22 protein-coding genes and 1 tRNA gene are annotated in these 20863 nt (G+C 46.0%); 16 read left to right on the forward strand and 7 right to left on the reverse strand.

All coding sequences use genetic code 11. The features are described 5' to 3' along the window. Positions 1–4: 4 nt before the first annotated feature. Positions 5–1189: an MFS transporter gene (locus ICN41_RS06100; protein WP_216292002.1), complete on the reverse strand. Its 1185-nt coding sequence runs from the start codon at positions 1187–1189 to the stop codon at positions 5–7. A gap of 37 nt (positions 1190–1226) precedes the next feature. On the opposite strand from ICN41_RS06100, the gene uvrA reads away from it, so the two are divergent. Then, complete coding sequence (gene uvrA, locus ICN41_RS06105) at positions 1227–4115, forward strand: excinuclease ABC subunit UvrA (RefSeq protein ID WP_216292004.1); 2889 nt, start codon at positions 1227–1229, stop codon at positions 4113–4115. A 7-nt stretch (positions 4116–4122) separates the two neighbouring features. Here the strand turns inward: uvrA and ICN41_RS06110 are convergent, their stop codons facing one another. After that, positions 4123–6105, reverse strand: a complete 1983-nt coding sequence (locus ICN41_RS06110; RefSeq protein ID WP_216292006.1) for a monovalent cation:proton antiporter family protein — start codon at positions 6103–6105, stop codon at positions 4123–4125. An 11-nt stretch (positions 6106–6116) separates the two neighbouring features. Between ICN41_RS06110 and ICN41_RS06115 the strand changes: the two genes are divergently transcribed. The 9 genes from ICN41_RS06115 (at position 6117) to rapZ (ending at position 12558) form a co-directional block, all read left to right on the forward strand. Further along, positions 6117–7109 carry an SIS domain-containing protein gene (locus ICN41_RS06115; RefSeq protein ID WP_216292008.1) on the forward strand — a complete coding sequence of 331 codons (993 nt, stop codon included), beginning with the start codon at positions 6117–6119 and terminating at the stop codon, positions 7107–7109. 16 nt (positions 7110–7125) lie between these two features. Then, on the forward strand, positions 7126–7698 hold the full coding sequence (locus tag ICN41_RS06120; RefSeq protein ID WP_216292009.1) for an HAD family hydrolase: 573 nt from the start codon (positions 7126–7128) through the stop codon (positions 7696–7698). Positions 7699–7701: 3 nt separating this feature from the next. Further along, on the forward strand, positions 7702–8343 hold the full coding sequence (lptC, locus tag ICN41_RS06125; RefSeq protein WP_216292010.1) for an LPS export ABC transporter periplasmic protein LptC: 642 nt from the start codon (positions 7702–7704) through the stop codon (positions 8341–8343). Position 8344: 1 nt separating this feature from the next. Beyond that, positions 8345–8914 carry an LptA/OstA family protein gene (locus ICN41_RS06130; RefSeq protein WP_216292011.1) on the forward strand — a complete coding sequence of 190 codons (570 nt, stop codon included), beginning with the start codon at positions 8345–8347 and terminating at the stop codon, positions 8912–8914. Further along, positions 8911–9678: an LPS export ABC transporter ATP-binding protein gene (gene lptB / locus ICN41_RS06135; RefSeq protein ID WP_216292012.1), complete on the forward strand. Its 768-nt coding sequence runs from the start codon at positions 8911–8913 to the stop codon at positions 9676–9678. The genes ICN41_RS06130 and lptB overlap by 4 nt, the downstream gene beginning before the upstream one ends. A 184-nt stretch (positions 9679–9862) precedes the next feature. Beyond that, positions 9863–10186: a ribosome hibernation-promoting factor, HPF/YfiA family gene (gene hpf, locus ICN41_RS06140; protein ID WP_216292014.1), complete on the forward strand. Its 324-nt coding sequence runs from the start codon at positions 9863–9865 to the stop codon at positions 10184–10186. Between the two features lie 33 nt (positions 10187–10219). Beyond that, positions 10220–10681, forward strand: coding sequence for a PTS sugar transporter subunit IIA (locus ICN41_RS06145; RefSeq protein WP_216292016.1), 462 nt, complete (start codon positions 10220–10222; stop codon positions 10679–10681). Then, complete coding sequence (gene hprK / locus ICN41_RS06150; protein ID WP_216292017.1) at positions 10678–11664, forward strand: HPr(Ser) kinase/phosphatase; 987 nt, start codon at positions 10678–10680, stop codon at positions 11662–11664. Before ICN41_RS06145 ends, hprK begins: the two co-directional genes overlap by 4 nt. A 3-nt stretch (positions 11665–11667) precedes the next feature. Then, positions 11668–12558: an RNase adapter RapZ gene (gene rapZ / locus ICN41_RS06155; protein WP_216292019.1), complete on the forward strand. Its 891-nt coding sequence runs from the start codon at positions 11668–11670 to the stop codon at positions 12556–12558. Here the strand turns inward: rapZ and mutY are convergent. Together mutY and mutM are read right to left on the reverse strand one after the other, a co-directional pair. Continuing rightward, positions 12491–13636: an A/G-specific adenine glycosylase gene (gene mutY, locus ICN41_RS06160; RefSeq protein ID WP_216292021.1), complete on the reverse strand. Its 1146-nt coding sequence runs from the start codon at positions 13634–13636 to the stop codon at positions 12491–12493. The two genes, rapZ and mutY, sit on opposite strands and share 68 nt — an antisense overlap. Then, entirely contained in the window at positions 13621–14457 is an 837-nt protein-coding gene (gene mutM / locus ICN41_RS06165; protein WP_216292023.1) for a bifunctional DNA-formamidopyrimidine glycosylase/DNA-(apurinic or apyrimidinic site) lyase, read from the reverse strand. Before mutM ends, mutY begins: the two co-directional genes overlap by 16 nt. Positions 14458–14492: 35 nt before the next feature. Here mutM and ICN41_RS06170 point away from each other — a divergent pair, with 35 nt between their 5' ends. The 6 genes from ICN41_RS06170 to pth all read left to right on the forward strand — a co-directional run bounded on the left by ICN41_RS06170 (position 14493) and on the right by pth (position 19420). Then, on the forward strand, positions 14493–15974 hold the full coding sequence (locus ICN41_RS06170; protein WP_216292025.1) for a lipoprotein insertase outer membrane protein LolB: 1482 nt from the start codon (positions 14493–14495) through the stop codon (positions 15972–15974). Then, positions 15967–16851, forward strand: coding sequence for a 4-(cytidine 5'-diphospho)-2-C-methyl-D-erythritol kinase (gene ispE / locus ICN41_RS06175; protein WP_216292026.1), 885 nt, complete (start codon positions 15967–15969; stop codon positions 16849–16851). Before ICN41_RS06170 ends, ispE begins: the two co-directional genes overlap by 8 nt. Positions 16852–16856: 5 nt before the next feature. Beyond that, positions 16857–16933 (forward strand) — tRNA-Gln (locus tag ICN41_RS06180). 60 nt (positions 16934–16993) lie between these two features. Beyond that, positions 16994–17950 (forward strand): ribose-phosphate pyrophosphokinase, encoded by a 957-nt coding sequence (locus ICN41_RS06185; protein WP_216292223.1) that lies wholly within the window; start codon positions 16994–16996, stop codon positions 17948–17950. Positions 17951–18084: 134 nt separating this feature from the next. Beyond that, positions 18085–18732, forward strand: a complete 648-nt coding sequence (locus tag ICN41_RS06190) for a 50S ribosomal protein L25/general stress protein Ctc (RefSeq protein ID WP_216292028.1) — start codon at positions 18085–18087, stop codon at positions 18730–18732. A gap of 97 nt (positions 18733–18829) precedes the next feature. Then, positions 18830–19420, forward strand: coding sequence for an aminoacyl-tRNA hydrolase (gene pth / locus ICN41_RS06195; RefSeq protein WP_216292030.1), 591 nt, complete (start codon positions 18830–18832; stop codon positions 19418–19420). On the opposite strand, the gene ICN41_RS06200 is transcribed toward pth, so the two are convergent. From ICN41_RS06200 to rsmD, 3 genes are read right to left on the reverse strand one after another with little or no spacing between them, the layout of a single operon-like run. After that, on the reverse strand, positions 19417–19683 hold the full coding sequence (locus tag ICN41_RS06200; protein ID WP_216292031.1) for a YfhL family 4Fe-4S dicluster ferredoxin: 267 nt from the start codon (positions 19681–19683) through the stop codon (positions 19417–19419). The two genes, pth and ICN41_RS06200, sit on opposite strands and share 4 nt — an antisense overlap. A gap of 10 nt (positions 19684–19693) precedes the next feature. Then, positions 19694–20197 carry a pantetheine-phosphate adenylyltransferase gene (gene coaD / locus ICN41_RS06205; RefSeq protein WP_216292034.1) on the reverse strand — a complete coding sequence of 168 codons (504 nt, stop codon included), beginning with the start codon at positions 20195–20197 and terminating at the stop codon, positions 19694–19696. Between the two features lie 36 nt (positions 20198–20233). Next, on the reverse strand, positions 20234–20857 hold the full coding sequence (rsmD, locus tag ICN41_RS06210; RefSeq protein WP_216292037.1) for a 16S rRNA (guanine(966)-N(2))-methyltransferase RsmD: 624 nt from the start codon (positions 20855–20857) through the stop codon (positions 20234–20236). Positions 20858–20863 lie beyond the last annotated feature (6 nt).

A 20863-nucleotide genomic window follows, 5' to 3' on the forward strand; every position in this document is an offset into this window, starting at 1 on the left:
ACGGCTATGTCTTTAGGGCTACATCCTTTGATTCTGTTGCTCTGCTTGGCATTTCACCCATCGACCAAGCAATTATAAGCCAGCCAACTAACATGGCCGCACCCGCTACAAAGACTGATAAATCACCATGGCTATCCATTAAATAACCCCCTAGTAATGCACCTGAAAAGAGGCCGATGGATTGTGTAGTGTTGTAAACACCCAAAGCGGTTCCCTTTGATTCTTTTGCATAACGAGTCACTAGTGATGGTTGTAGAGCCTCTAGTAGATTAAAGCCCACAAAGTAAACCAATAATGCGATAGCGATAAGAGTTACGGATGAAGCTTGCGTAAAGATAATCTCTGCGGCCAAGAGAAAAATAATGGCAATCAATAGCACTTGTCGTATGCGCTGTTTTTTCTCGCCGTAAATTAAAAGAGGGACCATAAATACAAAAGAAAGTAAAACAACTGAGAGATAAATTTGCCAATGCGCAGAGAGTGGAAAGCCTGCTTGCTCTAATAAACGGGGCACCACTAAAAACATGGCTACTTGGGTGGCGTTTAATACAAATACACCAACGTTTAAGCGCATGAGCTCTGGTCGAAGAAACACGACTTTTAGCGTCTCTTGTTTCACTTTTACTTCAGGCATATTGCTTGGCAATACAAAATATGCCACCAACATCGCTATTACTCCCAAGAATGCCAGGACCACAAACATGCCACTTAAGCTAATCATGCGATAAAGGGGGGAGGCAACCACGAGGGAAATGGCAAATGAAAGAGAAATGCTGGCACCCACTAAGGCCATTGCTTTGCTGCGCACCTGCTCACGAGTCAGATCAGCAACCCATGCAGAAACAGCAGCAGAAATTGCTCCAGCACCCATGACACCCCTACCAATGGCAATCCACAGCAAATCATCCTTAGTTGCACAAATCAAGGCGCCCGCGACAAATAGGGACAGCCCCCATAGAACCACCTTTTTACGGCCGATTTGATCAGAAAGCCTGCCCAAGGGAATGTGAAAGCAAGCCTGGACAATATTGAACATCCCCAATGCAAGCCCTATTAGAAAGGCTTGATCGCCACCGGGTAGGTCTTTGGCGTGAATACTAAAAACGGGCAAAAGCAAAAAAAGGCCCAACATACGGAGGCCAAAGATGCCTGCTAAGGCCAGAGTGGAGCGAAGTTCAGAAGAATTCATGGGAAAGAGCTATATTAACAAGTTACGCTAAAAAATCATGAATAACGAAATTAAGATCCGCGGTGCCCGCACCCACAACCTCAAAAACATCAATCTAGATATCCCTAGAGAGAAATTGGTCGTTCTCACTGGCTTATCTGGATCTGGCAAAAGCTCTCTTGCTTTTGATACCTTATATGCCGAAGGTCAGCGACGCTATGTTGAATCACTGTCTGCTTATGCACGTCAGTTTTTGCAACTCATGGAAAAGCCAGACGTCGACACGATCGAAGGTTTATCGCCAGCAATTTCGATTGAACAAAAAGCAACCAGTCATAACCCTCGTTCAACTGTAGGTACGGTTACCGAGATTCATGATTACCTCCGACTGTTGTTTGCACGCGCGGGTACCCCTCACTGCCCAGATCACGACCTGCCATTAGAAGCGCAAAGTGTTTCACAAATGGTGGATACCGTACTGTCAATGCCCGAAGATACTAAGCTCATGATTCTGGCGCCAGTCATCAGCGAGCGTAAAGGCGAATTCGTAGATCTCTTCCAAGACCTGCAGGCACAAGGCTTTGTGCGCTTTAGAGTTCGCTCTGGTGGCGGCACCACTAATACTGCTAAAGCAGAAATCTTTGAAGTTGACCAACTGCCAACGCTTAAGAAAAACGATAAGCACTCTATTGAAGTCGTAGTAGATCGCATTAAAGTTCGTCCAGATATTCAACAACGTCTTGCTGAGTCTTTTGAAACAGCTCTGCGTTTAGCAGATGGTAAAGCAATGATTGTGGACATGGATACTGGCAAAGAGATGATTTTCTCAAGCAAGTTTGCTTGTCCAGTCTGCTCATACTCATTACAAGAACTAGAGCCTCGTCTCTTCTCTTTTAATAATCCCATGGGCGCTTGCCCTTCTTGCGATGGCCTAGGTCATCAGTCTTTCTTTGACCCCAAACGCATCGTGGCTCATCCTGATTTATCGCTAGCGTCTGGTGCCATCAAAGGTTGGGATCGTCGCAATCAGTTCTATTTCAAGCTATTACAGACTCTTGCTAAGCATGGTGGCTTTGATGTTGAAAAGCCGTTTGAGACCTTATCCAAAAAACAGCAAGACTTGATCTTATTAGGTTCGGGCGATATCACCATCCCATTTGAATACATTAATGAGCGCGGTAAAAACAGTATTCGGGAACACGCTTTTGAAGGAATAGTTGCGAACTTTGAAAGACGTTACCGCGAAACAGACTCGATGACAGTTCGCGAGGAACTCTCGCGCTATCAGAATGTTCAAACTTGCCCAGCATGTAATGGCAGTCGTTTACGTAAAGAGGCGCGCTTTGTCAAAGTGGGTGAGAAAAAACAATCTCGCGCCATTTATGAAATCAGTGCTTTACCTCTGAAGGAAGCGAAAGAATATTTTGAAGCCCTTGAACTCAAAGGCGCAAAAAGAGAGATCGCTGACAAAATCGTAAAAGAAATCAGCGCACGTCTTCGCTTTTTGAATGACGTTGGTCTTGACTACCTCTCACTTGAGCGTAGCGCCGATACCCTGTCTGGAGGGGAAGCGCAGCGTATTCGCCTTGCATCCCAGATTGGCTCTGGCCTCACGGGCGTGATGTATGTTCTAGATGAACCCTCTATTGGCTTGCATCAACGGGATAATGATCGCCTTATTGGGACTCTCAAACATTTGCGTGACCTTGGTAATAGCGTTCTAGTTGTAGAGCACGATGAAGACATGATTCGTGCCTCTGACTGGGTTATTGATATCGGCCCTGGTGCTGGCATTCACGGTGGTGAAGTGGTGGCACAAGGTACTCCTGACGAAGTCGAGGCCAATCCCAACTCGCTCACTGGAGCTTATCTAGCAGGACGCGAAGCGATTGCGGTTCCTGAAAAACGGATTCCGGTAAATGATCGCTTTTTAGAAATCATTGGTGCACGCGGCAATAACCTGCAATCAGTTCATGCCAAGATTCCAGTTGGATTATTAACTTGCGTTACGGGTGTTTCAGGCTCTGGTAAATCCACTTTGATTAATGACACTCTGCACCATGCAGTAGCGCAACACTTATATGGCTCAAACGCTGAGCCAGCAGCGCATGACACCATGAAAGGCCTTGAGTACTTTGACAAAGTAATTAGTGTTGATCAATCACCGATTGGTAGAACTCCTCGCTCAAATCCAGCAACCTACACCGGGCTGTTTACGCCAATTAGAGAGCTCTTTGCAGGCGTACCTGCTTCACGTGAGCGCGGCTATGAAGCTGGTCGCTTCTCCTTTAACGTGAAAGGGGGTCGCTGCGACTCCTGTGAAGGTGATGGCGTTCTTAAAGTGGAGATGCATTTCTTACCAGACGTCTATGTGCCTTGTGATGTTTGTCATGGCAAGCGTTATAACCGCGAAACTTTAGATATTCGCTACAAAGGTAAAAACATTCATGAAGTGCTATCGATGACCATCGAACAAGCGCATGAATTCTTCGAGGCAGTCCCTGTTGTCAAACGCAAACTCAAAACATTGCTAGACGTAGGCTTGGGTTATGTAAAGCTTGGACAAAGTGCCACAACCCTCTCTGGTGGTGAAGCACAGCGGGTCAAACTCTCACTTGAACTATCTAAACGCGATACCGGCAGAACACTCTATATCCTCGACGAGCCAACAACCGGTTTGCACTTCCATGATATTCAGCTCTTGCTCACTGTGATTCAGACTTTGAAGAAACAAGGTAATACCATCGTCATCATTGAGCACAACTTAGATGTGATCAAAACAGCGGATTGGATTATTGACCTCGGACCCAAAGGCGGCGCTGGCGGTGGCCAGATTATCGCCACAGGAACTCCAGAAGAGGTTGCTAAGAATGAGGCGAGCTTTACTGGCCACTACTTGGCGCCACTATTGACTCGTAAGGCTGTGCCTGCCAAGAAAAAGAAATAAACCGATCTCAGAGTAATTTAGCTTCTGCTAAATCGGTCGCCTCTGAATTGCCTGAGATCACTAAAATATCATTGGCCTCTAATTGCAAATCGGGTGATAGGGGGAGTTTCACATAATCAGCGTTGCTACCCTTGCGTCTCACAGCCTGAACGCTGACGCCCTCATTCTCTAGATGGAGCTCGCCCAAGGTTTTACCAACTGCCTGGGATTTTGGTAACAAAGTAATCGAGTGTAATCTCCAGGATTCATTAGAACCAAAATCATCATCAGCTGACCCGCGGAAGTAGCCCCTCAACAAGCTATAGCGCTCTTCTCTTGCAGTAGTAATTCTTCTAACCACCTTACGCATGGGTACACCCATAATTAATAGAACATGGGAGGCAATCATCAAACTACCTTCAATGAGCTCAGGCACTACTTCAGTTGCGCCAGCTGCCTGTAGCTTGGCAATATCTGCATCATCTCGTGTACGTACCAGTACTGTCATGCCGGGACGTAAATGCTCTACCTGTCTTAGAACGCGCAAACTGGCGGCAGTATCAGCGTAGGTAATCACGACAGCCTTGGCTCTATTAAGGCCTGCTGCATTTAAATAATTTTCACGACTAGCATCACCGTAAACTACATTGTCACCGGCAGCTGCAGCCTCTTTCACCCGATCTGGATCTAAGTCCAAAGCAATATAAGGAATCTTTTCTTGATCCAGCATGCGTGCCAAACTTTGGCCAGATCTTCCAAAGCCGCAAATAATGACATGGTTCTCATTACGAACGCTTTTAGCAGCAACACGCGTTAATGCTAGTGATTGCAATAGCCACTCATTACTAGAAAAACGCATCGCTATACGATCGCTATATTCAATTAAGAATGGCGCACAGAACATCGAGAGCAACATCGCCGCCAATACCGCTTGACTTAATACCGGATCAATTAAGTCCAAGCCGTCAATTTGATTGAGCAATACAAATCCGAATTCACCGGCTTGTGCCAAACATAAGCCGGTGCGAATCGACACGCCAAGGCTTGAACCAAAGGCGCGAGACAGAATGGCGATCAAACCAAACTTAAATAACAAGGGGCCAATCAGCAGCAGCAAAACCAAGACCCACTGCTCACGAATGACATTGAAATCCAACAACATGCCAATCGTAATAAAGAAGAGTCCGAGCAGAACGTCACGGAATGGTTTGACGTCCTCCTCAACTTGATGACGATAGGGCGTTTCCGAAATCAACATGCCTGCAAGGAATGCGCCGAGCGCGAGTGACAAACCAAAATGCTCTGTTAAACCGGCCATACCCAACACAATGAGCAAGAGATTCAGCATGAATAATTCTTGTGAGCGTAGCTTGGCTACTAACTTAAACCAGCGACTCATCAATGTTTGGCCGATGAAGAAAATCAGCACCAGAGCAATCATGATTTTGATTGAGGCCGTTGTTAGCGCAACAAATAGGTCGGCAGAATTTTTTCCCAAGGAAGGCAATAAGATCAATAAGAAGACCACTGCCAAATCTTGGAACAGCAAAATACCGACCACATTACGTCCATGCTCTGCTTCTAACTCAGAGCGATCAGAAATCAGTTTGGTCACAATTGCAGTGGAGGACATCGCTAAGGCACCACCTAAAGCAATAGCTGCATGCCAAGAAATGGGATAAATCCAGTTCATGAGAAGGCTGGCCGGAACGGCCAACAACATCGTCAAGACCACCTGACTTCCGCCAAGACCAAAAACGATCCCGCGCATTGCCCTTAGCTTATGAAGGTTAAATTCCAGGCCAATGGAGAACATCAAGAAAACCACCCCAAATTCCGCTAAATACTTGACGGTGGCCGAATCATTTGCCAAACCTAGGGCGTGGGGTCCAATCAAGACGCCAATGGCCAAATAGCCCAAAATAGGGGGTAAGCCAAAATAGCGGAAAATAACCACTCCGGCCACACCAGAGGCCAAGAGAATGAGAGTTAACTGAAGGACTGACGGCATATACTTACTCGATGATAGCTAAGACTCGTGAACGAACCCTAAAGCTTGCGCGTGACACCCTCACTATTGAGGCTGCAGCACTGCAAACCATGCGTGATCGCCTTGAAGGCGCCGGTGCAGATGCCCTCGTTTTGGCTGTGGATCTCTTACATGGCTGTAAAGGCCGCATTGTGGTTTCTGGAATAGGCAAATCGGGCCATATTGCCCGCAAGATTGCAGCTACCTTTGCCTCGACCGGATCCCCTGCTTTTTTTGTACACCCCGCTGAAGCCAGCCATGGTGATTTAGGCATGGTGACTCGTGATGATGTTTTTGTAGCACTCTCCAATTCGGGAGAGACGGAAGAACTGCTCACGATTGTTCCCATCGTCAAGCGTACGGGTGCCAAATTAATTGCCCTAACAGGCGCGCCAAACTCCTCACTCGCTAAATTGGCAGATGCCCATCTTGATACCAGTGTAGAAAAAGAAGCCTGCCCTTTAAATCTAGCACCAACCACCAGCACTACTGCCACCTTGGCTATGGGTGATGCACTTGCAGTTGCCTTACTAGATGCCAGAGGATTTGAAGCAGCAGATTTCATTCGCTCACATCCAGGTGGCCGCTTGGGTCGCAAACAGTTAATGCATGTGAGTGAAGTCATGCGCTCTTTTGATGACACACCAAAAATTTCTATCAAGGCCTCACTACAAGATGCTTTACTAGAGATGACTGCTAAACGCATGGGCATGGTCATCACCTTAGATGAAGCAAACAAAGTCAATGGGATCTTTACTGATGGTGACTTGCGTCGTTTATTAGAAAAAACAAGCAATCTTGATGGCGTCACCATTAAAGATGCCACCACTTCTACACCGCGCACCATTCCGCCTGAGCTCATTGCCGAAGAGGCGATTGAGATGATGGAGAAGCATCGTATTAACCAACTAGTAGTGACTGATGCTTCAGGAAGCCTCTTAGGAGCACTGAATCTGCATGACTTGTTTGCAGCCAAAGTTATTTAATACCCTGGTTTAAATCATGCCTAACGCTTTTGGTACCCACATCACCAACCCTGAAACCCAATATCCACAAGCCTGGGAGCGTGCGGGGAATGTCAAGCTATTGGTACTCGATGTCGATGGCGTTCTCACCAACGGTCAAGTTTGGATTGGCAGCGATGGCAAGGAAGCTTTAAAAGCGTTTGATATTCAGGATGGTTTAGGCATCAAATTATTAGAGCAATCTGGTATTCCTACTGCCATCATCACAGGCCGAAATTCTAAAATGGTTTTAGCGCGCTGCGAAGAGTTAGGAATTAAACACGTTCACATGGGCGTTGAAAATAAAGCGCTCGCATTAGATGAGGTTCTAAAGGCGCTGGGGTTAGGTGCAAGCGATTGCGCCGTGATGGGTGATGATTGGCCTGATCTTGCCATGATGAAGAATGCTGGATTTCGAGTTTGTCCAGCCCAAGGGCATGAAGCAGTGAAAGCATTTGCTCACTATGTGACTACTCATTCAGGCGGAAACAGTGCTGTACGCGAAGTATGTGATCTCATTCTTAAGGCACAAAACCGCTATGAAGACCTTCTTAATAAGGCTCGTCAGTAAGCAATGGCTTTGAATTCTCAAAAAATCAAAGTAGGTATCTTACGCACCTTGCTCGGCCTAACGCCGCTGCTATTGATGGGCTTATTAACGCTCACCACTTTTTACTTAGTGGAAAAAAACACGCCACAAGAAAAGTCGACTACTGAGCGAGTCCGTCTACACGAGCCCGACTACACCATTGAAGTGGGTACTTTGACCGCCTTAAATGAATTAGGCACTACTAAATATCGAGTGATGGGCAAAAAACTCATCCACTACGATGATGATGCATCGATTGATATTTTGACGCCGCGGATGCGACTATTCCAAACGGATAAGGCGCCAGTTACTGTCAAAGCGGATACTGGTCATTTAGATGGCGATCTCACCATCATGGATTTATATGACAATGCTGAAATCTTTCGTCCTGCTCAACCGGCAACCGAAACCCAAGCAGCAAGCTTGAGAATGCTGGCCTCCTCTAGCTATTTCAAAGTATTCATTAATGATGACATTATTGAAACGAACAAGCCCGTTACGCTCGAGCAAGGCATGTCGATCATGAACTCTAACGACGGAGGCACTTTCAATAACGTTGATCAAAGTATGAGACTGTCTGGTCGAGTAAAGGGTCGCATTGAACGTGCGCCTAAGGAAGCTCAATAAGATGCTGAGCCAAAAAGTATTCTTGCGTGGTGCTCTGGCTTTGTCAGCGTTACTAGGTTTCAGCAACCTTCATGTTGCTCACGCAGAAAAAGCGGATCAAGATAAACCCATCATCCTTGAAGCTGAAAAAGTTTTTGGTAATGACACTACACAAATATATGACCTCAATGGTGACATACTCCTGGTAAAGGGAAGCATTGTTGTCACAGGGGAAGATGGGCAGATTCGAATTGATCCAGAGGGTTATGAATTTATTGATATCAAAGGGACGCCTGAAGTTGTTGCTACCTTTAGACAGCGTCGCGAAGGGCTTGCTAATGAATTTATGCAAGGTCGAGGCGTATATACAACCTATGATGCAAAAACTGAAATACTCACACTCACCGGTGATGCCAGCCTGAAGCGCCTACTCAATATGCAAATGTTGGATCAGCTCAAGGGTTGGAAAATTGAATACGATGATATAAAGCAGTACTATCGAGTTATACCCCCCAAAGATGCCAAGCCGGATGATCTGCCAGTGGCAAGAGCAATCCTTTCACCAAGACGAAAAGCCACATTAGAGAAATGACAGCGGATTTAGCTCAAACCGATAATCTCCCAACCCTTTCTGCACACCATCTGCAGAAACGTTATGGCTCTAGAACAGTGGTTCGAGACGTATCCGTACAAGTAAGATGCGGTGAGGTCGTTGGCCTTCTAGGGCCCAATGGAGCCGGTAAGACAACTTCGTTTTATATGATTGTGGGCTTAGTGCCTTTAGATGGTGGCAATATTGTTTTGGATGGGGCTGACATCACTCAACTCCCAATTCATGAGCGTGCCCGCATGGGTCTCTCCTACCTACCCCAAGAAGCTTCTGTATTCCGTAAGCTGAACGTGGCAGAAAATATTCAGGCTGTACTAGAGCTCCAGGTACAAGGTGGAAAACGACTAAGCAAAGCTGACATTGCTAAACGCCTCGATGAACTCCTTGGTGAACTGCAAATTAGTCACCTGCGTGATAACCCCGCCCTCTCTCTTTCTGGTGGTGAGCGCCGCCGCGTGGAGATCGCCCGAGCATTGGCATCATCGCCAAAATTCATATTGCTGGATGAACCCTTTGCAGGTGTTGACCCTATTGCCGTAGGGGAAATTCAGCGGATTGTGCGCTTTTTGCGTGACCGTCAAATCGGCGTATTGATTACCGACCATAATGTTCGCGAAACTCTAGGTATTTGTGATCACGCCTACATCATCAGCGAAGGCAGCGTATTAGCTGAAGGCAAGCCGGATCAAATTATTCAAAACGACGCCGTTCGTAGAGTTTATTTAGGCGAAAACTTCCGGATGTAAGCTGGTTGGGCCTCTTGGCCTCCAATCCGATAAAAAAGTGCTTTCCCCTCTTGGTTTTCAGCAGATTCGCTGATACGCTGGAGGTTCATGAATTTCCCTTTCCAAGCGATATCTCCAAAATTTCAGGGGCTTGCTGCGCACCCCAGGCATGAGCATGCGCACGCACTAATCAAAGGAGTTGCTAATGAATTTGAAAATTAATAGCCGTCATGTAGAAGTTACCCCCGCCATGCGCACGCACCTTGAGGCAGGCTTAGCTAAAATTCGTAAGCACTTTGACCACGTGATTGATGCCTCAGCCTTTCTGATAGTTGATAACGCAAAAGAAAAGGATTTACGTCAGAGCGCTGAGATCACACTCCATCTAAAAGGTAAGGAACTATTCGCTGAAGCACATAACGAGGATCTGTACCATGCGATGGACTCCGTTGTTGACAAACTCGAGCGTCAAGTCGTCAAGCATAAGGAAAAGATCCAAAATCACCATCACGAAAAGCATTTTGAGTAAGTAGCTTCGTCAGGACACCTATAATCATTTGACATGAATGCCCTGACCAATCTTTTTACCCTCGACTGCATTGCATTAGATAGCCCTGCCAATAACAGAGCTGATGCATTTGCAGCCGCAGGGGAGTTATTTTCTAAGCATGCTGGTATTGATTCCAGTGCGGTTGTCGACTTTCTCAACGCACGTGAAAATTTAGGATCTACCGCTCTAGGTGCTGGTGTTGCGATTCCCCACGGACGCGTTAAAGGTCTTAAGCAGCCCATCGCCGCTTTCATGAAGCTCAAAAATCCGATTGACTTTGTAGCCCCTGATGGCGAGCCAGTATCCATTTTGATTTTTTTACTTGTGCCCGAAAAAGCAACTCAACAACATCTCGAGATTTTGTCATCGATCGCACAGCTTTTGTCAGATGCAGATGCTCGTCAATTTTTATCTTCCTCAAACGAACCCCAAAAGGTATGTGAGTTTCTCCAACAATGGGGCTTACCACAATGACACAGCCCTTAATCTTAGATGGAGTAACCGCCCAGCAGATTTTTGATGACAATGTTTCTGATCTAAGGCTATCTTGGATCGCCGGCTTAGAGGGTGCTGATCGCGCTTTTCCATCTGAAGCACTGAAGGCTGCCGCGGCCAGCTCAGATTTAGTGGGTCACTTAAACCTCATTCATCCTAGCCGTATTCAGATCTTTGGTGAGCAAGAGATTAATTACCATGCAGCGCTTGAGCAAAAACAAAAACAAGAACAAATCTCAGACTTAATTTCAAAGATGCCTCCCTGCGTGATTGTTGCCGATGGCAAATCAGTAGATCCTGATTTACAACTTTTTTGCCAGCGCACCTCTACACCGCTATTTACTACGAATATTTCTGCAGCTGAAGTCATTGATCATCTACGCATTTACTTAACCAAAATTGGCGCGCCTCAAATTACGATGCATGGTGTGTTCATGGATATTTTGGGTTTAGGAGTTTTGATTACTGGTGAGTCTGGCCTAGGTAAAAGTGAGCTAGGTCTTGAGTTGATTTCTCGTGGCCATGGTTTGGTAGCGGATGATGCTGTAGATTTTGCTAGATTGGGACCAGACTATATCGAGGGTCGATGCCCAGTCATTCTGCGTAACTTGCTTGAAGTTCGTGGACTAGGCTTGTTAGACATTCGCACTATTTTTGGCGAAACAGCAGTACGCCGAAAACTGAAGCTACGCCTGATTGTTCAACTTGTGCGTAGAACTGATGGTGAATTTGAAAGATTGCCCTTAGAAGCTCAGCATATTGATGTATTGGGGGTACCGATTCGTACAGTCAAGATTCAGGTAGCTGCTGGTCGCAACTTAGCCGTACTAGTTGAGGCGGCAGTACGTAATACGATTTTGCAATTGCGCGGAATTGATACCTTAAAAGAATTTATTGAGCGCCAGCGCTTACAAATGAATGCTGAGGCAGACTCAAACAAGTCGCAAGGGCGATTACTTTAAATCATGCAAATTAATCTGATTACCGGAATCTCAGGCTCGGGTAAATCAGTTGCCCTGAGGGCATTTGAAGATGCTGGATACGACTGTGTAGATAACCTGCCAGTTTCTTTATTAGAAAGTCTGGTCAGCACCCTCGAGCAAGAAAAATGTGAACGTATTGCAGTTGCGATCGATGCCCGTCGCGGTCAGTCCATCGAAAATCTTCCTCTTATCTTAGAAAATCTGCGACGCAACCATCAAGTGCGTATCGTATTTTTAAATGCCAACACCAATACTTTAGTGCAGCGCTTTTCTGAGACAAGAAGACGTCACCCCCTATCTTCCAATGCAAAACAATCACAATCAGCAACGCTGATTGAGGCAATCGATAAAGAGCGCAAACTGCTCGAGCCCTTGCGTACACAGGCTCATAGTATTGATACCAGCAATATTCCAGCACATGCCTTGCGCTCCTGGATTCAAGACCTTCTCAAAGATAAGCCCCTAGGCCTCACCGTCGTTTTTGAATCCTTTGGCTTTAAAAAAGGGGTTCCGAGTGAAGCAGATCTCGTTTTCGATGTGCGCTGCTTACCCAATCCGCACTATGACAAAATCCTGCGCCCGCTAACGGGTAATGACAAGCCGGTAAAAGAATTCTTGGAAAAAATTCCAGAAGTCATGAGCATGGAAAGTGATATCACGCAATTTATTGATAAGTGGTTGCCGCACTATATTGCGGATGGCCGTAGCTACTTAACTATTGCGATTGGCTGTACTGGTGGTCAACACCGCTCGGTTTATCTAGTCAATCGAATTAGCGAACACTTTAGAGCGCAAAAAGATCTTGCTAATTTGCAGCTGAATTTTTTAGATCGCCACCGCGAATTAGACTCAATTTCTGCAAAAGCACTTTAATTGGTTGCGGTAAGCCGTAATGCCCAAGATGATTTAGGGCAACCCATTTGAGATTAGGGTCGGAGGGCTCAAATGGCGTCCTTAAATCTGCCCCCCATATATGCATCCATAAGCGACGATGAGTAAATATATGCTTAATCGACTCACTCTGCTTGAGGTTTTTGCAAGCCTTCAATAGGCTACTTGTCTGCTCCTGAGGAAGGACCATCTCAAGCAGCTGCTTAGCAGAAAGCCCAGGTGCTGACTTATTTCTCCAAGATGATTCTGGAAGCGACCAAAGGCCGCCCCAAATTGCCTTGCTTGGACGCTTTTGTAACAGCACAGAATTTCCACTTCTCAGCAACAACATATCGCAATCAAACTCTGGTGATTTTGCTTTGATATTTTTTTGTGGAAATAATAAAACTTGATCGCTTAAGTTGGCTTGGCACTCATTTAAAAAAGGGCACTTCTGCTCACCGCTTAAGCACACTGGCTTTCGTGCGGTACACCAGGTTGCCCCAAAATCCATCAAGGCCTGAGTGTATACGGGCATATCCTCAGGCTTACTTGGCAATAAGGTATTTGCCAAAGCCCACAGTCGATCATTCACTGCTTTTTCCTGAAGAGATCCCTCTTCTGCAAACAAGCGTGCCAAAATCCGCTTCACATTGGCATCTAGGATTGGTGCTTGCTCATGAAATGCAAATGCAGCAATAGCGCCTGCTGTGGAACGACCAATACCTTTAAGCTGCTCAAGTAGTACAGGATCACTAGGAAATTTTCCGGAGAACACATTGACTACCTGTTGTGCACAAGCATGTAAATTTCTGGCACGTGAGTAATAGCCAAGCCCTGCCCATTCTGCTAATACCTCATCCAGATTTGCGGCTGCTAATTTTCGAACCGTCGGAAATCGCTTCATAAAACGAGGGTAGCGCTCTAAGACTGTTGCTACTTGGGTTTGCTGCAACATAATCTCTGAAACCCAGACAGCGTATGGGTCGCGCTGATTTTGCCAAGGCAGGCCAGAACGCCCGCTACGCTGATGCCAAGCAATTAGTTTTTTAGAAAACTGATCTATTAACGTTTTTGACATTGAGGGCAGAAATAAGTGGAGCGCTGCCCCTGCACGATTTGTTTAATGGACGTCTTGCAAACTTTGCAAGGCTGATCCTTGCGGTCATAGACTTTTGTTTGCACCATGAAATGACCAGGATCACCTTCACTGTTGACGAAATCTTTCAAACTACTACCACCAGCAGCAATCGCTTTTTTTAAAATCAAACGTACTGCATTCGCTAAGCGCATACATTCCGGACGGGTTAATTTTCCAGCTGCTTTAGCAGGATGAATCTTTGCTTCAAATAAACTTTCTGAACAATAGATATTGCCCACACCAACGACCGCCTGGCCTGCGAGCAAAAATTGCTTGACTGCAATACTCCGTCCACGTGAGCATTCATACAAAATGTGACCACCCAAATCCCCAGCAAATTCTGGAGAGAATGGCTCGGTCCCTAATTTTTTTAATAAGGCAAATTCACCAATGGGTCCTTTAGTATTGGGATGCCATAAGACTGCGCCGAATTTTCTGGGGTCGTGTAATCGCAAGCTTAATTTGCCAAACTCCAGAGTCACTCGGTCATGGGTCTTTAGGGGGTCTGAGGCTGGCAACACCCTAAGGGTTCCCGTCATTCCTAAATGCAAGAGTAAAAATCCCGTATCGAGCTCCATTAGCAAATACTTACCCCGGCGCTCAATCGAGTGCACCTGCTGGTCTTGCAAAATGGTGGGTAGCGTCCGTGGAACAGGCCAACGTAAGCGCCCGTCTATGATCTTGACGGCACTAATCTTGCGCCCTATTAAATGAGGGGCAATTCCTAATCGGGTAACTTCTACTTCTGGAAGCTCTGGCATAAATGGATTGTAGATTCGCAGATTAGAATGTGCTTATGAGCAAATTCAGACTTAAGCCACTTTTGCAGAGTTTATTGATTGCCGCCTTAACAAGCGGAGTTGTCCTCCCATCTCAAGCTCAAAATAGCGGCCTAGAGTCTGGGGAGGCTGTTTTTGAGGTCCTCGCCTCAGAGATTGCCCTGCAGCGCGGAGAAGCAGGTCTAGCCTTTAATACCTATCTTGAAATGGCTCGGCAATACCAGGACCCACGATTGGCCCAAAGAGCTATGGAAATCGCCATTAATGCGGGCTCTCCTGCTTTAGCACTGCAGGCAGCCCAATCTTGGGCCAGTTTGGCCCCTGCTTCAGATGCTAAGCCTAAAGAAGTCTTAGTCACCCTGTTGATCTTAAGTGACCGCTGGTCGAATGCCATTGAACCTGCGATCAACCTGTTAAAGCAACAATCTCTTGCACAACAAGAAAACACACTAAAGCAGTTGCAGGGCTTGCTTGCAAGAGCCAAGGATGAATCGGAAGCCTTAAATGCTTTTTATGCAATTGCTTCTAGCGTTAAGACTCTGCCCAACGATGCGCCCTTGCTTTATACCTACGCCTTGTCCGCAGAAAAGGTAGGGCGCTTAGATGTGATGGAAAAAACATTGCGTGAGATTTTGCGCAAGAATCCAAACGATGTGAATGCATTGAATGCTTTAGGTTACTCATTAGCTGATCGCAATCTCAAATTAACAGAAGCTTTTACGCTGATTAGTAAAGCACATCAGCTTTCACCACAAGATAGCTTCATCTTAGATAGCCTAGGTTGGGTCAACTTTCGATTGGGTAAAAACACGCTCGCATTAGAACAACTACAACAAGCATTTAATACCAAACCAGAAGCCGATATTGCAGCGCATTTAGGAGAAGTGTTGTGGGTCCTGAATCGACCAGAGCAAGCAGAAGAGATTTGGCGTCAAGGTCAAAAGCTTGATGCTAATAATCCCACGCTTAAAGAAACTTTAAAACGCTTAAAGCCTAATTGGTCCGTTGCAGAGCGTGTCTCTAAAGGTTCTTGGGACGGTCGTTTTGCGGTGAAAGTGACCGGTCTTACTAATACCCAAAACCAAGGCGGCTCAGGCGGCTTTACCCTGACCCAAGATGAGCTTAAAGACATCTTAGAGATCCGCAATCCAATGGGCGGATCGATTGCCAAAATTACGATTACGCCTGGTGAGGCAAGTCTTGAGCGTGATGGTCAAGTCACCACTGCAATCGATGCCGATTCTTTAGTTCAAAATACTTTGGGACTGCCCTTACCTGCACGTGGTTTATCAGATTGGTTGCGAGGACAAATTCGTCCTGGCAGCAATGCAAGTGTAGAAAGAAATAGTAAAGGTCAGGTCAGTAAAATTGATCAAGATGGATGGAATTTAATCTATAGCTGGAATGATGCAAATCGCCTAGAAAAATTAACGATGACTCGTAGTTCAAATGTGGGGTCGATTGATATTCGCTTGGTATTTGATCGCCCAAATGATTAAGCCTCACACCGAGATCTTGGAGCTTCACTCTCCAGCAAAACTCAATTTATTTCTTCATATCATTGGTCGTCGATCTGACGGATACCATTTATTGCAATCTGTTTTTCAACTCATCGATTGGTGTGATGTACTCACACTTAAACTCATTCCAGAAAATGAAATTCGACGAATCAATCCTATTTCTGGCGTAGCACCTGAAGATGACTTAGTCGTTCGTGCAGCGAAATTATTGAAAGATTTTTCTGGTTGTCCGGGTGGCGTAGAAATTGATCTCAAAAAAGAAATTCCAATGGGTGCAGGTTTAGGCGGAGGGTCCTCCGATGCGGCAAGTACTTTGATTGGATTAAATGCCCTATGGAATCTCAATTTAGATAAACAAACATTAAGTACGCTGGGTTTAAAACTGGGGGCAGATGTGCCCTTCTTTATTTTTGGGAAAAATGCTTTTGTTGAGGGCATAGGAGAGAAAATTGAAGAAATTTCTCTGCCAACTCAGGATTTTTTGGTTATTTTTCCTAATCGAGGCATCGCTACCGCAAGCATTTTTCAAGACCCTCAATTGACCCGAGATCACGCTCCGATTACAATAGATGGCTTTCTTGCATCGCCACAGTTAGCACAAACGAATGATTGTCAGGCAGTAGCGGCGCGGATATGCCCAGAAGTGAAGCAAGCTTTAGATTGGATTAGCCAGGCAGTACCAGGCTCAGCGCCTAGAATGTCAGGCTCTGGAAGTAGCGTTTTTGCCGTCTTAGAGCCTAAGATCGACCACGCAAATCTTCATAATCTTTTGCAGAAGCTTCCTGAAGGGTGGGTAGGTAGGATTGTTAGGGGGTTAAATAAAAATCCCGCTTACAATTTGATTTCTTCAGAATGACCTGTAGGGGAATCGCCAAGCTGGTTAAGGCACTGGATTTTGATTCCAGCATGCGAAGGTTCGAATCCTTCTTCCCCTGCCAAATACTGTAGAAACGACACAGAAACCACTTAACCTCTACCCAAAGCCTATGTCCGCCCCCATGAACGCCGATTTATTGACTTTATTTACAGGCAACGCAAATCCCGTTTTGGCGCACGCTGTTGCCAAAGAGCTCAATCTCCAAATGGGCAAAGCCTTTGTAGGCCGGTTCTCCGATGGTGAGATTCAGGTGGAAATTCAAGAAAATGTACGCGGTAAAAATGTTGTTGTAATCCAATCAACCTGTGCTCCAACAAACGATAGTTTGATGGAGCTTATGATCATGATCGATGCTCTCAAGCGAGCATCTGCAAGCCGCATAACCGCAGTGATCCCTTACTTCGGTTACGCCAGACAGGATCGTCGCCCGCGCTCTGCCCGCGTTGCGATCTCTGCTCGTATCGTGGCAAACATGCTTCAGTCAGTAGCCGGCATCGAGCGTGTGCTGACCATGGATCTCCATGCTGACCAAATTCAAGGCTTCTTTGATATCCCTGTAGACAACATTTATGCATCGCCAGTGTTGCTGGCTGACCTAGAGGCACAGAAGACCAAAAAAGACCTCATCATTGTTTCCCCAGACATTGGGGGTGTAGTGCGTGCCCGCGCTATGGCTAAGCAATTGGGTACCGATTTAGCCATTATTGATAAACGTCGCCCCAAAGCAAACGTTTCTGAAGTAATGCACCTGATTGGCGAAGTAGAAGGCCGTCATTGCGTCATCATGGATGACATCATTGATACCGGCGGAACCCTCTGTAAGGCCGCTGAAGCGCTTAAAGAGCGTGGCGCCAAGGGTGTTACCGCTTACTGTACTCATGCGGTCCTGTCAGGCGGTGCTGTGGCTCGTATTGCCTCCTCTGAATTAGATGAGCTTGTAGTGACCGATACCATCCCATTGACCCCAGAAGCCATGAAAGTGGCCAAAATTCGTCAGTTGAGCGTGGCACCGATCCTGGCTGAAACCCTTTCCCGCATTAGTAAGGGCGATTCAGTCATGTCCATGTTTGCCGAATAAGCCAAAAAAGCTGTATTTACTTGCTTTTTGGTAGTTTTGAGCCATTTGTAGGCAAAAATACCCATTCCCACGATATAATTGAAGGCTTTTCTGTTTGGTCGCGAACGGAAATTAACCTTAAAAGGGAATTTGATATGAAAGTTGTAGCCTTTGAAAGAAGCGTACAGGGAACGGGTGCGAGCCGCCGTCTGCGCAATTCCGGTAAAACTCCGGGAATCGTTTACGGTAGTAAAGATCCAGCCTTGGTCATTGAGTTAGACCATAACGCGTTGTTCCATGCTCTCCGCAAGGAAGCATTCCACTCCTCCATTTTGGATTTGGAAATTGGTGGCAAAACACAAAAAGTGTTGCTGCGTGATTACCAGATGCATCCATTCAGGCCATTGGTTTTGCACATTGACTTCCAGCGCGTATCTGCGACTGAGAAAGTTCACATGCGCGTTCCATTGCACTTCACTAACGCCGAAACTTCAGCAGCTGTGAAATTGCAAGGCGCTGTTATTAGCCACATCCTCAACGATCTGGAAGTATCTTGCTTACCAGCAGACTTACCAGAGTTCCTTGAAGTGGACTTAGGCAAAATTGAAGTGGGTCATTCTATTCACGCTAAAGACGTTGCATTACCTAAAGGTGTTTCTTTGGTATTGCACGTTGAGCAAGAAAACCCAGTACTTGCAAATGCACGTATTCCTGCTGTTAAAGCCGCTGAAACTGAAGAGGCTGCTCCAGCCGCTGCAGCTCCAGCTGCCGCTCCTGCAGCGGATGCAAAAGATAAGGCTTAATGATTTAAAGTCGCATTCTTTGCAACCGAAGGCCCGCGAAAGCGGGCTTTCTTTTTTGTACTTTGTAGAAAAGCGTTTATATCTTTAAACTCCCACCATGACTAAATTAATTGTTGGCCTAGGCAATCCAGGCGAAGAACACGAAGTAGATCGGCACAATGCCGGCTTCTGGTTTGTTGATGCCCTAGCAAAACAATTGAATACGCGTTTTGAAACTGAAAAACGCTTTCATGGAAAAGTTGCTAAAGCGAAATGGGAAGGAGAGGATCTTTATCTTCTCAAGCCAAGCACTTATATGAATTTAAGTGGACAAGCTGTTGGAGCCTTGTGTCGCTTTCATAAAATCACCCCTCCTGACATTTTGGTAGTACAAGATGAGTTAGATTTAAAGCCGGGCACAGCACGTATTAAATTAGGTGGCGGAACAGGCGGACACAACGGCCTCAAAGACCTTCAAGCCCATCTTGGCACAGCCGATTACTGGCGCTTACGCATAGGTATCGGCCATCCGCGAGACTTGGCTGGGGATGGACGCCCTATGGATGTCGCTGATTATGTTTTACGAAGACCCCAGCTGGCCGAACAAAAATTGATTGATGCCAGCATTGAAAATGGCTTGCATATTTTGCCGCTCTTCTTAAAGGGTGATACTGCAGCAGCCATGCTCGAGCTGCATTCCAAGACTTAAGCTGATTCTGCTTTTTTCTTAGCCATCAATAAGTTGTACTTCACCATCAGTTGATCCTGGCTTTCTTTGTGAGCGGGATCAAATGGAATACAGTCAACTGGGCACACTTGACGACACTGAGGTGCGTCGTAATGTCCAACACACTCAGTGCACTTATCGGCATGAATTTCATAAATCTCTAAGCCCATATAAATCGCATCATTTGGGCATTCGGGCTCGCACACATCACAGTTGATGCATTCGTCCGTGATCATTAAAGCCATGGCTGACCTATTAACCTGACTTTTTATTTAATTCATTTGCAGCCGTTTTTTGAACCAACCATTTTTCGACGGATGGGAAAACAAACTTGCTGACATCGCCGCCCATAGAGGCAATTTCACGCACAAAAGTGCCTGAAATAAATTGATACTGATCGGATGGGGTCAAGAATAAAGTTTCTACATCAGGCAAAAGATAACGGTTCATTCCAGCCATCTGAAACTCATATTCAAAATCGGATACCGCCCGCAAACCACGCACAATCACACGCGCATGATGCTCACGAGCAAAATCTTTTAACAAACCATTAAAGCCAACTACTTTTACATTGGAATAATGGCTAAGCACTTCCTTAGCGATATCGATACGTTCATCTAATGTAAAGGTAGGATGTTTGCTACGACTTGAGGCGACGCCCACAATAAGTTCATCAAAAATGCTAGATGCACGACGCACCAAATCCTCGTGACCACGAGTAAAGGGGTCAAATGTTCCTGGGTATACAGCGACAGTCATAAATCTCCTAAGGCTTTATCAGCTACAGGCAAGAGTTTAGCCTCTTCTACCCCGAAATAGACAGGCTTTTACGGCCCCTGCCTCTAAGTATTTTCCACAATGCCACTCTGGTATCAGGGCTTCTACTTCCTCACGGGTACGGCTGGCGGGAAACTCGACATAAATACCCCCACCAGTAGAGTCATCACACACTCTAGCAGCCTCAATCACTGCACGATCGAGTAATGCTGAATCTTGAAAAGGAGGGTCTATAAAAATCAAATGACAGGAATGATCCGCCTGTTTTTTTAAGAACTCTAAACTGTCTGCATGCAAAATGTCGACCGCGCCCGTCACTGGGGAAGATTGCAACAATGTGAAGTTCGCTTGCAAATTGACGTGGGCTTTTTTATCTTTCTCTAAAAGCACCACCAACTCAGCGTTGCGGGAGGCAGCCTCAAAGCCCAATGCACCAGTACCTGCAAATAAATCCAAACAACGTAATCCACTTAAATCTTGTCCAAGCCAATTAAAGAGGGTTTCTCGAATACGGTCAGTAGTAGGGCGTAAGCCTGGTAAATCTAAAACCGAGAGCAAGCGACTACGCCATATACCCCCAATGATTCTGACTTTCTTAGGCGGCTCAAGTTTTGAACCTTTTTTAATCACCGCTTTGTTCATGCGCTA

Origin of the sequence: Polynucleobacter sp. 15G-AUS-farblos (genome assembly GCF_018882445.1) — a bacterium.
Classification (GTDB): Bacteria; Pseudomonadota; Gammaproteobacteria; order Burkholderiales; family Burkholderiaceae; genus Polynucleobacter.

Bases quoted from the DNA above. Each gene is read 5' to 3' on its own strand.
- ICN41_RS06100 (WP_216292002.1), bottom strand. From the start codon at position 1,189: ATGAATTCTTCTGAACTTCGCTCCACTCTGGCCTTAGCAGGCATCTTT.
- uvrA (WP_216292004.1), top strand. From the start codon at position 1,227: ATGAATAACGAAATTAAGATCCGCGGTGCCCGCACCCACAACCTCAAA.
- ICN41_RS06110 (WP_216292006.1), bottom strand. From the start codon at position 6,105: ATGCCGTCAGTCCTTCAGTTAACTCTCATTCTCTTGGCCTCTGGTGTG.
- ICN41_RS06115 (WP_216292008.1), top strand. From the start codon at position 6,117: ATGATAGCTAAGACTCGTGAACGAACCCTAAAGCTTGCGCGTGACACC.
- ICN41_RS06120 (WP_216292009.1), top strand. From the start codon at position 7,126: ATGCCTAACGCTTTTGGTACCCACATCACCAACCCTGAAACCCAATAT.
- lptC (WP_216292010.1), top strand. From the start codon at position 7,702: ATGGCTTTGAATTCTCAAAAAATCAAAGTAGGTATCTTACGCACCTTG.
- ICN41_RS06130 (WP_216292011.1), top strand. From the start codon at position 8,345: ATGCTGAGCCAAAAAGTATTCTTGCGTGGTGCTCTGGCTTTGTCAGCG.
- lptB (WP_216292012.1), top strand. From the start codon at position 8,911: ATGACAGCGGATTTAGCTCAAACCGATAATCTCCCAACCCTTTCTGCA.
- hpf (WP_216292014.1), top strand. From the start codon at position 9,863: ATGAATTTGAAAATTAATAGCCGTCATGTAGAAGTTACCCCCGCCATG.
- ICN41_RS06145 (WP_216292016.1), top strand. From the start codon at position 10,220: ATGAATGCCCTGACCAATCTTTTTACCCTCGACTGCATTGCATTAGAT.
- hprK (WP_216292017.1), top strand. From the start codon at position 10,678: ATGACACAGCCCTTAATCTTAGATGGAGTAACCGCCCAGCAGATTTTT.
- rapZ (WP_216292019.1), top strand. From the start codon at position 11,668: ATGCAAATTAATCTGATTACCGGAATCTCAGGCTCGGGTAAATCAGTT.
- mutY (WP_216292021.1), bottom strand. From the start codon at position 13,636: ATGTCAAAAACGTTAATAGATCAGTTTTCTAAAAAACTAATTGCTTGG.
- mutM (WP_216292023.1), bottom strand. From the start codon at position 14,457: ATGCCAGAGCTTCCAGAAGTAGAAGTTACCCGATTAGGAATTGCCCCT.
- ICN41_RS06170 (WP_216292025.1), top strand. From the start codon at position 14,493: ATGAGCAAATTCAGACTTAAGCCACTTTTGCAGAGTTTATTGATTGCC.
- ispE (WP_216292026.1), top strand. From the start codon at position 15,967: ATGATTAAGCCTCACACCGAGATCTTGGAGCTTCACTCTCCAGCAAAA.
- ICN41_RS06185 (WP_216292223.1), top strand. From the start codon at position 16,994: ATGAACGCCGATTTATTGACTTTATTTACAGGCAACGCAAATCCCGTT.
- ICN41_RS06190 (WP_216292028.1), top strand. From the start codon at position 18,085: ATGAAAGTTGTAGCCTTTGAAAGAAGCGTACAGGGAACGGGTGCGAGC.
- pth (WP_216292030.1), top strand. From the start codon at position 18,830: ATGACTAAATTAATTGTTGGCCTAGGCAATCCAGGCGAAGAACACGAA.
- ICN41_RS06200 (WP_216292031.1), bottom strand. From the start codon at position 19,683: ATGGCTTTAATGATCACGGACGAATGCATCAACTGTGATGTGTGCGAG.
- coaD (WP_216292034.1), bottom strand. From the start codon at position 20,197: ATGACTGTCGCTGTATACCCAGGAACATTTGACCCCTTTACTCGTGGT.
- rsmD (WP_216292037.1), bottom strand. From the start codon at position 20,857: ATGAACAAAGCGGTGATTAAAAAAGGTTCAAAACTTGAGCCGCCTAAG.